This window comes from Phycisphaerae bacterium, from assembly GCA_041652575.1.
In the GTDB taxonomy this organism is placed as follows: domain Bacteria; phylum Planctomycetota; class Phycisphaerae; order Sedimentisphaerales; family UBA12454; genus UBA12454.
Genome location: JBAZHC010000001.1, coordinates 256,613 through 269,447, shown reverse-complemented (window position 1 = coordinate 269,447; position 12,835 = coordinate 256,613). Strand labels below are relative to the sequence as shown.

The following is a 12,835-nucleotide window of genomic DNA, read 5'->3' as shown; positions in this document are numbered from 1 at the left end:
ATAGGAAAAAATTAAATATCAAAATACAAATGTCAAAACTTGTCCCCGTGGAAACGGGGATGACCGATTAAAAACATTTCCGGTTGCAAGAGGTTTAATTTTAGCTTATTATAGAGACCAGTAAGATTTGCCGAGAAAAGGCCGGAAACAATGGTTGATATTTTGGAACAAATTAAATATTGGCAGAATGGAGCCATAGAGGACTGGCAAGCTGCCGACCAATTGATAACCGGCAACAAAGTCCGGCATGGGTTGTTTTTCGCACATCTTTCTCTGGAAAAAATCTTAAAAGCCCACGTCTGTAAATCCACAGGAAAAATCGCTCCGAAAATTCACAACCTCGTCAGATTGGCAGAAACAGCAGGTTTGAGTTTGTCGGACGACAAAATCGACTTTCTTGCGGAAATGAGCGAGTTCAATCTTGAGGGCAGGTATCCAGTTCCTTCCCTGCCGCAAATTTCAAGTCAGGAAGCAACAGAATATATTAAAAAAACTAAAGAGGTGTTGGAATGGTTCAGCCAGCAATTATAGATGGTGTAAAAAAATATCTGAACAAATTGTCCGAAACAGGGCTGGCTGTTAATTTCGGCATAGTGTTCGGCTCATACGCAACAGGTTGTGCTACCAAGGACAGCGATATAGACTTAATTGTGGTATCGTCTGATTTCGACAACAGCATCTCCAGAGACCAGATAAAAAAATTATGGCATATTGCCGCCAGAGTGGACAGCAGAATTGAACCAGTCCCATGCGGCAGGCTGCAATGGCAAAATGATGTATCAAGTGCCATAATCGAGGCGGCAAGAACAGAAGGACAAACCGTATATTTGGCATAACGGGAAAAATGCCAGAACAGTTATCCTTATATCCTGCCTCCAGTTGCATTTTTCTTTTGACAAAACCGGCCTGATGCTGTAAATTTTTTCTGTCAAGGACGGTAAGTTTTGCAATTCGATGGAGCTTTTTCTAACTGAATAAACCTTAATGATATTTACAGGGACGTATCTTCTTTTTTTATGATACTTTGTATAAACTGACAGTGAGGAAGAATTGGCACAGGACGCAAAAGAAATATTCGAAGCGATAATTGAACGAGTCAAAGTTCTCGACCCGGTAAACAGCAGAAGCTGGTTCGATGACCTGGCTATTAAAAATTTAAACGGCGGTATGCTCGAGGTGGTTTGCCCGGACAGCCAAAGCGCGGGCTTTCTGCAGAATACCTGCATCAGCAGTTTCACGCTTGCCGCTCAGCAGATTACCGGCCATCTCGTAACGGTAAAATTCAGCAGCGACGGCAAAGACATCAAAGACAATACGGCAAAATCCTCCGCTGAAATCCGGCTTCATCCCGATTATACATTCGATAATTTCGTCGTCGGGCCGTGCAACCGTCTGGCACACGCAAGCTGTATAGCGGTAAGCAAGTCACTGGGAAAAACATATAATCCATTATTTATTTATGGAACTGTGGGAATGGGCAAAACACACCTGCTGCACGCGGTCTGCCGCGAAACGCAGAACAGTATTTCCAACGCCAAGATTCAGTTCTTAAGCTGCGAAGAGTTCGTCAACCGTTTCATCAACGCTATCGAACAGGGGTCATTGGCCGATTTCAAGAGTCAGTACAGAACAGTTGACCTGCTCGTAATCGACGATGTGCAGTTTCTGCAGGAGCGAGACCAGAGCCAGGAGGAATTTTTTCATACATTCAACGCCCTCTACGACAACCGAAGCCAGATTGTCCTTAGCGCAGATGCGCCGCCGGGCGAAATACCATCGCTGCCGGAAAGACTAACGAGCAGATTCAAATGCGGACTCGTGGCGAGAATCGATGCGCCCAGTTACGAGACAAGAATCGCGATAGTACAGAAAAAAGCAAGACTTCGCGGAATGAAAATATCCGAAGATGTCGCCGAATATATCGCAGGCAGAGTAAAAGCGAATATACGCGAAATCGAGGGCGCCCTTACAACGCTTTACGCGCTCCTCGGCACAGGCCAGCAGGAAATTACAAAGGAATTCGCCAGAATCGCGCTGGGCGAGGGAGAATCAACGGATAAAAACATTTCCATAACGGACATCATAAAAGCCGTAACTACATATTACGATGTCAGGCCGGCTGATTTGCAAAGCAAAAAACGCAGTCAAAGTATCACGATGCCCCGACAGATATGTATGTATCTGGCCAGAAGTCTGACCAGCCACAGTCTCGAGGAAATCGGCGGACATCTGGGCGGAAGAGACCATACGACGGTTATGCACGCCTGCGGGAAAATCTCCGAACTGCAGCAATCCAGCGAAAAAATCCAGTCGCAGCTTGCCGAACTTACAAAAAGAATCACAAAATAAGCCGACAGTTATCAAATCAGACGGCTGCGGCGGCTGCGGTTTCGACTTTCCGCTTTTGAGACAGCGGCCAGTTATTGTGATTCGCCGCGTATATCTTCTTGAAAGCATCCACGACCTCCGGGTCGAATTGAGAGCCGCTAAGGCTGACTATCTCGCCGAGAGCATCGTCTGCGGATTTGGAATTTGCATTCCACGGCTGAGCAGAGGTCATTGAATCGAAAACATTAGCGACGGCAAGAATCCGCGAGCCGATAGGAATATTTTTGCCCACAAGCCCGTTTGGATAACCTGTGCCGTCGAAGTTTTCGTGATGATGTCTTATAATCACAATTTCCTGACCGAATATGCCGATTGGGGCAAGAATCTCGGCGCTGGAAATAGGATGACGCTGAACGATTCTAATTTCATCATCGGTAAGCGCGCCTGTTTTGCGAAGAATATGATTCGGAATAACAATCTTACCGAGGTCGTGCAGTATCGCCGCGGTTTCAAGCTGCTCTATCAGCGCATCAGAAACTTCCATTTGTTTTGCGATTTCAACGGCGTATTTTTTGACATTTTCAACATGGCCTGCAAGGTAAGGGTCCTTAACCGTAATCGCCTTTGTAAAGGCGGTTATTATGCCGAGCGTCTGTCCCCTTATCTGCTGGGCGAGCGAAGATATTTTGCTCTGCAGCTCACGGAAATCCTCGTCATGATGAACCTGTATCCGCTCGTCGGGATTCAACTGGTCATAAGAAACAACGCAGTTTCTTCCGCGATGCTTGGCCGCGTAAAGAGCATCGTCGGCTCTTCTTATAAGCTCGTAAGGGTCGGTACTGTCGATGCCGCTAAAGATTGCGATGCCCGCACTGCATGTAACCGATATGGACTTATTCTCAATTTCCCAATTGTATTTGTCGATTACCGAGCGAAGTTTCTGCGCCCGCTGCGTGGCGATTTCCATCGGCATGCCCGGCATAAGCAGAACAAATTCTTCGCCGCCGTATCTTCCCGCCAAATCCATCGGGTAAATGTTTTCATTAAGAATTTTGCCGACCTGCTGCAGGATTTTGTCGCCTGCAAGATGGCCGTAAGTATCGTTAACATTTTTGAAATGGTCAACATCGAACATCATTACGGCAATCGAACCGCCTCGTATCTTGGCCTGCAGTATTTCGCGTTCGAGAATCTCGAAAAAGTGGCGCCTGTTCGAAAGGCCGGTAAGCTCATCGGTATTGGCAAGCAGAAGCAGCCTTTCCTGAAGCTCGGTCATCTGGAGCACGATTCCCACGCGGGCCTGCAGTTCGCCTTTGTTGAACGGCTTGGTTACATAATCGACCGCGCCGAGTTTCAGGCCGCTGACTTTATCATCGCTCTGGTCCTTGGCTGAAACAAAAATAACGGGTATCGAAGCTGTGCGAATGTCGGCCTTGAGACGTCTGCATGTTTCAAAACCGTCAACCTCCGGCATCATCACATCAAGCAGAATAACATCCGGCTTCTGCTCGGCGGCAATAGTAATGCCGTCGGCGGCATTATCGGCAAGAAGCGCAACCAAACCCATACTCGTAAGATGAGCCTTGAGCAGAATAAGATTCGGCTGACTGTCGTCAATGACAAGAACTTTTCGCTGCTTTTTCATTTTCATAGTCGCACACCTGTCTCCATAGGTAAATTCATATCAGTAATATCGGCCTATTTACCGTGCATAATTAGATGATGCGCAAATTGGTTATAAAAAATGCGCAAATTGGTTATAGGGAATGTCCTCTTCTGAAAAGCCCGATAAAATCAGTTTGTTGACGTCGTTGAACCGCTTTTGATTTTTGCGATTTCGGCCTGAACTTCCTGTTCTGTGTAATGGTTCGGCCACAAGGTTCGCCAGCCTAAGTACAGAACAAATAAAGTTGGTACTGATAATAGAGAATGTAAAAATCTCGTCAAAGACGAAAATATGTCATTTGTAAAGTTCGAAAAGAATTCTGAGTTGGTTGTCTATTTTATTCAAAATATTTACACACGCATAACCGATTTTTCTTTGAATAAGACTTTGCTCAAGACAAATTAGTTTGCCTACTCTGAATGTTGATGAAGTTTTTAAACCTGTTTTTTTAAAATCTTCATTGTTTTCTTCCAAGCGAAAATCAAAGGGATTATTATAGATTTTGGATGTAATAAAGACGAATACCGATTCTCCCATTTTATTAAATGAATCACCAGAAACCACCACTGCCGGTCGAACTTTAATTGAACTCAAATCGGTAAAAGGGTATGGTAATAATACTATATCCCCTCTCCTTGCCCTCATACCGGCTTGCCATCATTTAGGTTGTATATATCTTCTGCAGGGTCATTTAAAAAATCAAAGGCTTTACTTTGGGACGCTAAAACCGCAAGATTTGTTTCTTCGTTATCTTGTTCATGTTGCGGAAATTTAACATATAACGAAGGGACAACTTGTGTTGCATCAAAATTATAAGAGACCTCTTCCTGCTCATCAAAAACATAATAAACTTCATTTTCATTTAATACTTGAGACATCATTTTACCTCTGTTCCATCTGTATTGAGCATTCTTTTCATTGGCATAACATAAAATTTTCTTTGTCCTACTATTGAACCATCACATATAATTTGTATTTCATATGTACCCGGCTGATTTAATGTAAGATTCCGCAAACTAAAATTAATTTCCACAACTTGCAATGGGTTAGCAAAATTCAACTCGCCATTCAGTTCAGGCAAAATCTTTTCTTCATCCTTACCTATACGTACAAACCGAAAACCAGTTTTATACTTGCCATGTCCATTCGTCAATGCTGCATATATATGCAGCAAAGGATGTACAGCTGGAAAATTAGTTGCTCGAATAACACTAAAAAGACCTATCAAAGATACTTTTTTGGTTGTTTCATCTCTTATTATAGAATCACAAATATTCACAGCCAATACAAAAGGCGTTGGTTTCCCGAGTTTGGTTTTTTGGTCTTGTTCCGACAATCCTGATTGACCTCCGTTGACTAAAACACATATTATATAATCTATTACCAAAACAGTCAAGTATATTATCGGCAAATTTTGTCGCAATAATCGGTAAATAGTAGGTAATTTTTCTCAGATTTCAATTAAAATCAGCTTTTTACAGATGCTGAATCGTTCTTAATTTTTGCGATTTCGGCCTGAACTTCCTGTTCTGTGTAATGGTTCGGCCACAAGGTTCGCCAGCCCGCGACATACGAACCCACCGGCAAAAGAGTAAGCAGGCCGGTCAGCAGCCAGCCGGGCTGGTCGAGCGTACCTATCAGGGCCATTCTGTCGGCCTGAGCCTGCTTTATCGACAGGTCGAGTATGCCGATTACCTGCTGATACTTTTCCTTGTTGAGATTTGCAAGATAGTCGAGCCGTAACTGTTCGCCGATATAGATATCAATCACCTCGTTTTTCAATTCGCCGGCGGTACGCAGATTTTTCTCGTACCATTTAATACTGTTCGGCTCGCGGCCGGCGTATTTAACCGCCAATGGCGAAATTTCCGCGGGCCAGAAATCGTAAGCGAACTGACAGCCGGTCGCAAATACTACAGCTCCGACAACAATCACCGATAAAATCACTTTCCAATTCATAGATTTTCTCCTTTAAATAATTTGAAAATTAAGATTTGAGATTTGTCCGGCCACCACGACCATATAGTTTCCTATTAATATAAAATTTTTATTTTCTCTTTCTTCTCTTTTTATTCTGTATTAATTGAAAACGGTTATGGACATGGTGGACAGATGAACAAAGGTTCATTACTGATAATGTCATCATATACCTGACTATCCTTTATTAATGACAGAAACTCATAATAGTTATCCCGTTTGTCTGCGATTCTTTTCCTTATCTTTTGCACCATCGGGAAAACGCTTAAAACTCTCTGACCAAGCTGATTAATCGTCAAAGGATTGTAACCGCCCGCCTCGCACCATTTTCTGTATGCGTTATAGACTTTCTGCACCGGCTCGCCGGAACAGTTTTGAGCGCTGATGAAATTTTCCTCAAGGAACATTCTCGCCGGGTCGGTTGTGCTTCGATAAGACTTCATCGCATCGACCGAAGATGTCGGCACAATAAAGCCTTTGTGCTCTTTAAGCAGTTTAACGCCCTGCAATGCCCAGTTGAAAATCCCCGGCAGTTCAACAGTCAGTTTCGAGACGAGCTGTTTGTCCTGCTTTTCAGGCGGGATTGTAACATTGAAAGGCACAAGAATCATACGCCGCCAGATTCCGCACGATGGGTCGCTGAATCGCGGCAGTTCGTTCGTCGCTATCATAACTTTCGCGGTCGGTATCGCGCGTATCGGCTCCCTGAATTTTCTCGCAAAGTCCATCCGGTCGCCGGCGACATAGCTTTTCAAAAGGCTCTCGGCGCATTTGCAGACTTCTTCACTGCTTTCCGATGTGCTGTTAAGTTTTTTGCCGAGCGTCGAGCCGAGCGCGAATGAATTTGCGAACTGATGAAGCGGCACGTGCGAGCAGTTGTCGTCGCCGAGCATACTTTCCATAATCCTGAAGAACACGCCTTTGCCGTTGGCGCCGCTGCCGAAGCAAAGCAGAAATTTCTGCTCGTTCAAATCGTTCCGCAAAAGATAACCGGCCCACTGGCAGAGCAGCGTTTGCATCTCTTTGTCGCCTGAGGTGATTTCGTCGAGAAACTCCAGCCATTTCGGGCAATCGGCTTTTTCCTCATAGCGGTAAGGAAGTATGTTAAGACTGAAAAATTCCGGACTATGACCAAGAACGAATTTTTTCCCGTCCTTTAGTTCGATTGTCGTATAAACAATCGCGTTGGCGGTAACTATGCAGTTATCCGGCTTTGACAGATTCGGCTCCCTGAGCCAGGTATTCAGCTCGTAATGGTCGGGAATACCTGTCTGGCTGCGGATTGCCTCGATAATTTCGTTGCGAAGATGAGAGCTGAACTTTCTGATTTTGCCTTTGCAGACAAGCTCGGCAACGAGTGAGCCTACGAAATTTTTAATCGCGTTGTCGCTCAAAGGCTTATAGCAGCCCTCGTGCCAGAGATAAAAGTCGCCGCGCCAGTTTCTCAGCCGCCAGACCATCGCCAAATCGCTGGTAAAGTTCTCGCTCAGAATCGTCATCGCAAGACTGTAAGGTTCAGGTGATATATATTGCTCCTTATCTTCCATTACGACTCCTTTCAAACATCGTTTAACAAAAAAAGGTGTCAGGAACCTTTTTCTTAAAAATAGCATCATAACATCTTTATAAATAAGAAGTTAAAAGGTGTCAGGAACCTTTTTTGCCGATATCGGCGTCAGGCAGAGTTTTTTCAATCGAACGCAGCCGGTATTCGTAGCTTATGCTTGCCCGGCTCAATTCCTCTATCTGACGCTGAAATTGTTTCTGCGTCTCAATCAGGCTCGTTATGTCGTGCTGCAATATCGAAAGCTGTTTTTGAAGATTGACCCACGTTCCGACAATCAGCGCCGCAAGAAAGACAAGCTGTACCAGAACCGACAAATCGATTTGCTTATTGAAATACCAGTTCTTTTTTTCTGAATCCGCCATATTTGCTCTTTCCAGCCAGCCACAAAGGCACTAAGGCACAAAGTATTTTAAATATATATTTTTCTTAGCGTCTTCGTGTCTTAGTGGCTACTTTCTCTTTTTTACCGCCGTCAGGATTATCTGCTGATTTACGAAATCCATTTGTATCTTTTCAATACTGCATATACTTCTGTTGTCGTATTTGACGCCGAGAATATCCCTGCTGTCGGGACTTGCGGTTATCCTGTCGCCGATACAGAACCCCGGCAAAAGCGTCAGCGTCTTTATCTGAAACTGTTTCTCGTGCATCGGCGAACAATTTTTTACGCCGGTTATTTCAGCGATGTTTGTTCTTGAAACGCTGATTCTCTCGCCCGGCCACTGACAGTTCAGCTCGACTTCTCTGCAAAGCTGCGGTTTGGAACAGACAGAAGAATCTTTTGCGATGACGGTTGTCTTCTGCTGATTTCCGGATATTTCCGTATCAATCCGCTCGACAAGCCCCGCGAAGATTTGCCATTCCTGCGGCCGGTATTCTCCGATTCCGCCGTCGTAGCCTGTCTTTATAATGATTCTTTGTCCGCATCTGACGAGACAGTCTGTTTCTTCCGGCAGTACGCTTTTATCTTTCGGGTAATAGCTCAATACCGCCTGACCGAACTCGTCAGCGGCAAGCGTTACCTTTTCAGCGACGAGATAATCGCATAACTGTCCGTCGAGATAAACCTTTGCTGACACTGCGCCGACAGCAAGCGAATCGTTTTGAGGCTCGTAAAAATCTATTATGTTTGACTTGCTCATATTGCCCCGCCAACAAAATTGCCCGAACTGTCAAATTCGACTTTCACCGCCGCCGACAGTGTTTGTTCTTCCATTCCGCAGCAGTTGACCCGTCTTGCGATGTAGAGATGTCTGCTTAAAGGCTGGCCGGATACGACCTCAAATGAATTTTCATTTATATTTGAGACATCAGCTATCCGGCCGAAATCAACATCGTCAATCTCCCGCCCCTGATACAAAAGCTGCAAACCCGCCGGCCTTGCCCAGAACTCGCCGTCTGTAAGCCCCATACAGAGTTTGACCCCGTTTGCCGAATCTCCGCCGCTTAAACTGTCAAAAAATTTAGTATCCATTTATTCTGCCGCCGGTTCTCTGATAACTTCGCTGTCGCTGTCGGTAATATCGAGCTTGAGAATTGTATCACCATCTGGATTTTTGATTTCCATATCGCCGGTGAGTTTATCCTGCGACATTTTGTAAACGCTTCTGGCCAATGCGTAAAAATCCAGTCTGACTTCTACCGGCACATATCTCTCTGCGTTTGCCAGTTTGTTGGCCCCGTCCTTATCCGCGTCGATAACGCCGATAAGGTCGCCTGCGTCAAACGGCACAGAGCCGTAAGCGGCGCTGAACTTGTACCAGCCTCCGCCGATTTCAGAAATTGCAGGTGCCCAATTGATTTTGTCTGTTCCGCCGATTGTTTTCAAAGACTCAAAATTCATTTCATCTGAGGCGCCGACCAGAGGCACGCCGTCTTTGGAAATATAAAATGGAATATCTATCGTTGAATTTGCCATTATTGAAACTCCTATCTGAATATTGAAAGTCTGCCCATATTGGCCGCTCTGGCCTTTGATATGAACTGATATTTTTGCAGAACCGCTCCGATTCGACCCGGATTTCCCACAAAGTCAGGCATACCGCCGCGCAAAAGCAGCGGATTTGTCGGCCTGAAATCATTGCCGGCAATATTTACAAACTGCGGATTTACATTAAGACAGTTTTCGCCGTTATAAGGCGTATCCAAAATACTGTTATCAGCTATGCAGTAAGCGCAGCCGAAACCAGAGTAGGCTAAGGAGCCGTATCCGTTTTTATATATCGCTGGTACGTTCTTCACTGCCGGCACAAAGATATTGTTGTACTCAATCAGTCCGCCTGCGTATGAATCGTGTCCGTAAGCCAGACAGTATGAGCTTTGGTTGTACATTGTGTTGTTAAAGACGATATTCTGAAAGTAAAAAGCTCCGACAGCGTAAGCACCGCCGATGAATATGCTGTTACAGCCTGTTGACCTGTATATCTTTGCCGCCCCGCCGTTGAAAACACAGTGCGAAAACATATTCAGATAGCTTCCACCTCCGATATCAAGATTTGAAATTGTGTAATCGCTGAAATAGCAGTATTTAATCATACAGTTTGTGCTATTGGTATCGACCCACAGATTCATATAGCCGTCTGTAAACTTGCATTTGGTAAATGTGGTTCCCGAGCAGCTTTTCGCATAAAAGGCGCAGTTGTACGCGGCCTTATTGCTATTGTGAAAATATATATTCCGCCAGTGTATGTTATTTTTCGAGTACTGATATACGACATTAGTCGCTGCGCCCTGCCCATCGATATTGACCCAGCAATTCGCAGCGTTTGGATTAAGCGGCCCGCCCCAGTAACCCCTGCCGTAATCCATATCACTTATATGATTTACCAAATCGCAGTTATTAATATCGTTATAGCCGATAAAAAATATATGCGTATTCGCCGTATATGAACCGCTGCAGCCGACAATGAAAATACCGGCATAAGTACCGTCATTTTTTATCCATACATAATCGCCCGCCGCCGCACTGGTCAGCGCAATAGTCAGGTTCCGGGCGTTTTCTTCGCTGCTGCCGTCGCCCGTACCCTTTGGTCCTGCTGATGATACAAATTTATTTGCCATTTTACGCCCCGCTTACCGGCACATAGTAACTGCATCTGACATCGGTTATTGACGTAATTTCTCCGCCGTTTGTCGTTACGATTGCCAGTCTGAAATGAGGTGTCGTTTCCATATCAGGAAATTGGCTGTATTCATTCACAACCAGATTGCCTGACGAATCAAGATAGATATATATATTGTCCCTGTCGTCGGAGAGCGTATTGCCGGCTGAACCGCTGTATTCGACAAGCGTTGTTCCGAGCCAAAATCTGCCGCTCTTGACGCCGATATCCAGTCCGCCCTCGTCAAAGACCCGCAGGTCATTGGCCCGCTTTGCCGCCAGAATCAGTCGGTAGAGCAGTTTGCGAAACTCAAGGTAATAAGGCGACTTGCCCGTCGTGATGTACTCAACGCCCGTCTCATCGTCGCTCAAAATATTCAAAAGCTCATTGTCCGATGGATAAATCTCTGCCATTTTCAAATCTCCTATTCAACCTGTAAAATCAATTTCCCGCTCTGTCTGTCGAAAGATTTTACAGTCAGTCTTTCAGCAGGCCTCGCAGGCGGAATAACTATTATCGTTTCTGTTTCAATTCTCTCGCCGACCGTATTGCCAAAACTATCAGTAATCTCAATTTCAAATTTATATCTGCCTGCCTGCAATTGTCCGCTTTGCCAGTTGAGCATATCCGCATCGAAACCGAACCAGCCGATGCCGAATACTCCTTTGCCCAGCCCAATTGCCGCCGAGCCGTCATAACCAAAATCACTGCTGCCGAAACCGCTCAATCCGAATCCGCCCTTGTCCGCAAACTCCGGCAGGATTTTTATGCTCCTGTTATTGAGCCTGTTTCCTTCAAGATAAAAATTAACCTCACCGCCCATCGGCAAATCGTCGGTCCTTGGCAATTCGAGTTTGACCCGCCCTGTTTGCTTTTGACCCGACTCGACTTCATTGGAAAAATCCGTATCAGCAAACTCCGGCTCAACCGCGAATACTTCTATCCTCGCGGCTGTCATTACAGAAAACGGAATTGCCACGACAATTTCTCTCTGCATCGGCTCGATAGTTGCGCCTGCGAATCTGCCGTTGACATAAACCTGATACAGCTTATCGTCGTAAGTCGAATGCCATTTGACAACCGCAGTGCCCCCGGCCAGCACAAATGCCCTTACTTTATTTATTCCCTCGTTTATAAGCATATTTAACCCTGCTGTGAGTATATTATCTCGTATTGACAGCTCGTATGCACGCCGCCGTTTATCATTTTTCCTGTCTTAAATTCCTCAATCACAAGATTTTCAAACACTCTGCCGTCTGCATTTTTAAAAATGTGCGTCTCGCCGTCTATAATTTCATTTATCTCGTCTATTTTTTTCTGAAGCTCGGTCTGACTCTTTGCTCGAAGCTCGCCTTTTTGAATCAGTTTTCTTCTTCGCAGTCCCAGGTCGATACTTACCTGACCGTCCAGACCCGCCGCCGATTTTTGAATGACGCTTCTCTGCGGACTTTGAACCTCAAGTTCGAAACAGTCCTCATCAAAAAATATTCTGTCATCTATCGACACTCGCATTTAGTCCCTCAGCAGTCTGACGCTTGCTCCGCTGCGGACAGAATCCGCAACGCCGTCGTCGCCCAAATCAATACTGACCCTGCACCGCTGCATCGCCTTTTCATAAAGCTGTCTGTAATATTTGCTCTTCTGCCAGAAGTTCTCTCCGCTGTCCGCTTTTTTGCCTGTAAGACTCGCGTAAATTATCGACAACACACCATAAACAGAGACCTGTCTCAAAACCGACACATCGAGAATGTCATCTGCGCAGTACTGGCCGTCCGCGATGCCCGGTCTTAATCCGAAATGCTGCGTAAGCTGCAAAAACACTTCATTGCCCTGCGGCTGATATGTGCAGATTCTGTAAGCAACATTTTCGCCGTCTGTCAGAGCAACCGCTTCTGCCTGCCCATCGGCTCTTAAAACTGAAACCGTAAGCTGCGTCGCCGAATCCACCGATACTATCTCATACGCGCTATCGACAGCACCGTCAGTGCTTTGCAGATAAATAACCATACCGGCAGAAATATTTGCCGCGTTAAAATCCGCATCCGCCGCAGTGAAAGCGGTATCTGAAATTTCTCCATCGCTGCCGCTTATCAATACCTGACCTGCGAAATGTAAATCGCCGAACAGGCTCGGCTCATATCTCAAAACATCTACATCATTTGAAAAAGTATTCATTATTATGCCCTCTTATTTTTC

The 12,835-nt window shown here is 45.3% G+C and carries 18 protein-coding genes; 3 read left to right on the top strand and 15 right to left on the bottom strand.

What is annotated here, in order from left to right; genetic code table 11:
- The first annotated feature begins 150 nt into the window (after positions 1 to 150).
- The 3 genes from WC496_01330 to dnaA all read left to right on the top strand — a co-directional run bounded on the left by WC496_01330 (position 151) and on the right by dnaA (position 2,349).
- Positions 151 to 531, top strand: a complete 381-nt coding sequence (locus WC496_01330) for a HEPN domain-containing protein (GenBank protein MFA5291656.1) — start codon at positions 151 to 153, stop codon at positions 529 to 531.
- Positions 510 to 836, top strand: a complete 327-nt coding sequence (locus WC496_01325) for a nucleotidyltransferase domain-containing protein (GenBank protein MFA5291655.1) — start codon at positions 510 to 512, stop codon at positions 834 to 836. Before WC496_01330 ends, WC496_01325 begins: the two co-directional genes overlap by 22 nt.
- A 214-nt stretch (positions 837 to 1,050) precedes the next feature.
- Positions 1,051 to 2,349 carry a chromosomal replication initiator protein DnaA gene (dnaA, locus tag WC496_01320; protein ID MFA5291654.1) on the top strand — a complete coding sequence of 433 codons (1,299 nt, stop codon included), beginning with the start codon at positions 1,051 to 1,053 and terminating at the stop codon, positions 2,347 to 2,349.
- A 16-nt stretch (positions 2,350 to 2,365) separates the two neighbouring features.
- Here dnaA and WC496_01315 read toward each other — a convergent pair whose 3' ends face one another.
- The 15 genes from WC496_01315 to WC496_01245 form a co-directional block, all read right to left on the bottom strand.
- Entirely contained in the window at positions 2,366 to 3,979 is a 1,614-nt protein-coding gene (locus WC496_01315; protein ID MFA5291653.1) for a diguanylate cyclase, read from the bottom strand.
- A gap of 309 nt (positions 3,980 to 4,288) precedes the next feature.
- On the bottom strand, positions 4,289 to 4,639 hold the full coding sequence (locus tag WC496_01310) for a type II toxin-antitoxin system PemK/MazF family toxin (protein MFA5291652.1): 351 nt from the start codon (positions 4,637 to 4,639) through the stop codon (positions 4,289 to 4,291).
- Positions 4,636 to 4,875, bottom strand: coding sequence for a hypothetical protein (locus WC496_01305; GenBank protein MFA5291651.1), 240 nt, complete (start codon positions 4,873 to 4,875; stop codon positions 4,636 to 4,638). The genes WC496_01310 and WC496_01305 overlap by 4 nt, the downstream gene beginning before the upstream one ends.
- Complete coding sequence (locus WC496_01300; GenBank protein MFA5291650.1) at positions 4,872 to 5,330, bottom strand: hypothetical protein; 459 nt, start codon at positions 5,328 to 5,330, stop codon at positions 4,872 to 4,874. The genes WC496_01305 and WC496_01300 overlap by 4 nt, the downstream gene beginning before the upstream one ends.
- 131 nt (positions 5,331 to 5,461) lie before the next feature.
- Positions 5,462 to 5,953: a hypothetical protein gene (locus tag WC496_01295; GenBank protein ID MFA5291649.1), complete on the bottom strand. Its 492-nt coding sequence runs from the start codon at positions 5,951 to 5,953 to the stop codon at positions 5,462 to 5,464.
- Between the two features lie 134 nt (positions 5,954 to 6,087).
- Positions 6,088 to 7,518: a phage/plasmid primase, P4 family gene (locus tag WC496_01290; GenBank protein MFA5291648.1), complete on the bottom strand. Its 1,431-nt coding sequence runs from the start codon at positions 7,516 to 7,518 to the stop codon at positions 6,088 to 6,090.
- A 100-nt stretch (positions 7,519 to 7,618) separates the two neighbouring features.
- Positions 7,619 to 7,900 (bottom strand): hypothetical protein, encoded by a 282-nt coding sequence (locus WC496_01285; protein ID MFA5291647.1) that lies wholly within the window; start codon positions 7,898 to 7,900, stop codon positions 7,619 to 7,621.
- 87 nt (positions 7,901 to 7,987) lie between these two features.
- Positions 7,988 to 8,680, bottom strand: coding sequence for a hypothetical protein (locus WC496_01280; GenBank protein MFA5291646.1), 693 nt, complete (start codon positions 8,678 to 8,680; stop codon positions 7,988 to 7,990).
- Complete coding sequence (locus WC496_01275) at positions 8,677 to 9,012, bottom strand: hypothetical protein (protein ID MFA5291645.1); 336 nt, start codon at positions 9,010 to 9,012, stop codon at positions 8,677 to 8,679. Before WC496_01275 ends, WC496_01280 begins: the two co-directional genes overlap by 4 nt.
- Positions 9,013 to 9,456 (bottom strand): hypothetical protein, encoded by a 444-nt coding sequence (locus WC496_01270; protein MFA5291644.1) that lies wholly within the window; start codon positions 9,454 to 9,456, stop codon positions 9,013 to 9,015. It abuts the gene before it with no gap.
- An 11-nt stretch (positions 9,457 to 9,467) separates the two neighbouring features.
- On the bottom strand, positions 9,468 to 10,598 hold the full coding sequence (locus WC496_01265) for a hypothetical protein (protein ID MFA5291643.1): 1,131 nt from the start codon (positions 10,596 to 10,598) through the stop codon (positions 9,468 to 9,470).
- A gap of 1 nt (position 10,599) precedes the next feature.
- On the bottom strand, positions 10,600 to 11,052 hold the full coding sequence (locus tag WC496_01260; protein ID MFA5291642.1) for a hypothetical protein: 453 nt from the start codon (positions 11,050 to 11,052) through the stop codon (positions 10,600 to 10,602).
- 11 nt (positions 11,053 to 11,063) lie between these two features.
- Positions 11,064 to 11,780 carry a hypothetical protein gene (locus WC496_01255; GenBank protein ID MFA5291641.1) on the bottom strand — a complete coding sequence of 239 codons (717 nt, stop codon included), beginning with the start codon at positions 11,778 to 11,780 and terminating at the stop codon, positions 11,064 to 11,066.
- A 2-nt stretch (positions 11,781 to 11,782) separates the two neighbouring features.
- Positions 11,783 to 12,145, bottom strand: coding sequence for a hypothetical protein (locus WC496_01250; protein MFA5291640.1), 363 nt, complete (start codon positions 12,143 to 12,145; stop codon positions 11,783 to 11,785).
- 6 nt (positions 12,146 to 12,151) lie between these two features.
- Positions 12,152 to 12,814, bottom strand: a complete 663-nt coding sequence (locus WC496_01245) for a hypothetical protein (GenBank protein MFA5291639.1) — start codon at positions 12,812 to 12,814, stop codon at positions 12,152 to 12,154.
- Positions 12,815 to 12,835: the final 21 nt, after the last annotated feature.

What these genes read in the sequence shown, in the direction of transcription:
- WC496_01330 (MFA5291656.1), top strand. Translation starts at nt 151, where the DNA reads ATGGTTGATATTTTGGAACAAATTAAATATTGGCAGAATGGAGCCATA.
- WC496_01325 (MFA5291655.1), top strand. Translation starts at nt 510, where the DNA reads ATGGTTCAGCCAGCAATTATAGATGGTGTAAAAAAATATCTGAACAAA.
- WC496_01315 (MFA5291653.1), bottom strand. Translation starts at nt 3,979, where the DNA reads ATGAAAATGAAAAAGCAGCGAAAAGTTCTTGTCATTGACGACAGTCAG.
- WC496_01310 (MFA5291652.1), bottom strand. Translation starts at nt 4,639, where the DNA reads ATGAGGGCAAGGAGAGGGGATATAGTATTATTACCATACCCTTTTACC.
- WC496_01305 (MFA5291651.1), bottom strand. Translation starts at nt 4,875, where the DNA reads ATGATGTCTCAAGTATTAAATGAAAATGAAGTTTATTATGTTTTTGAT.
- WC496_01295 (MFA5291649.1), bottom strand. Translation starts at nt 5,953, where the DNA reads ATGAATTGGAAAGTGATTTTATCGGTGATTGTTGTCGGAGCTGTAGTA.
- WC496_01290 (MFA5291648.1), bottom strand. Translation starts at nt 7,518, where the DNA reads ATGGAAGATAAGGAGCAATATATATCACCTGAACCTTACAGTCTTGCG.
- WC496_01285 (MFA5291647.1), bottom strand. Translation starts at nt 7,900, where the DNA reads ATGGCGGATTCAGAAAAAAAGAACTGGTATTTCAATAAGCAAATCGAT.
- WC496_01280 (MFA5291646.1), bottom strand. Translation starts at nt 8,680, where the DNA reads ATGAGCAAGTCAAACATAATAGATTTTTACGAGCCTCAAAACGATTCG.
- WC496_01275 (MFA5291645.1), bottom strand. Translation starts at nt 9,012, where the DNA reads ATGGATACTAAATTTTTTGACAGTTTAAGCGGCGGAGATTCGGCAAAC.
- WC496_01270 (MFA5291644.1), bottom strand. Translation starts at nt 9,456, where the DNA reads ATGGCAAATTCAACGATAGATATTCCATTTTATATTTCCAAAGACGGC.
- WC496_01265 (MFA5291643.1), bottom strand. Translation starts at nt 10,598, where the DNA reads ATGGCAAATAAATTTGTATCATCAGCAGGACCAAAGGGTACGGGCGAC.
- WC496_01260 (MFA5291642.1), bottom strand. Translation starts at nt 11,052, where the DNA reads ATGGCAGAGATTTATCCATCGGACAATGAGCTTTTGAATATTTTGAGC.
- WC496_01255 (MFA5291641.1), bottom strand. Translation starts at nt 11,780, where the DNA reads ATGCTTATAAACGAGGGAATAAATAAAGTAAGGGCATTTGTGCTGGCC.
- WC496_01245 (MFA5291639.1), bottom strand. Translation starts at nt 12,814, where the DNA reads ATGAATACTTTTTCAAATGATGTAGATGTTTTGAGATATGAGCCGAGC.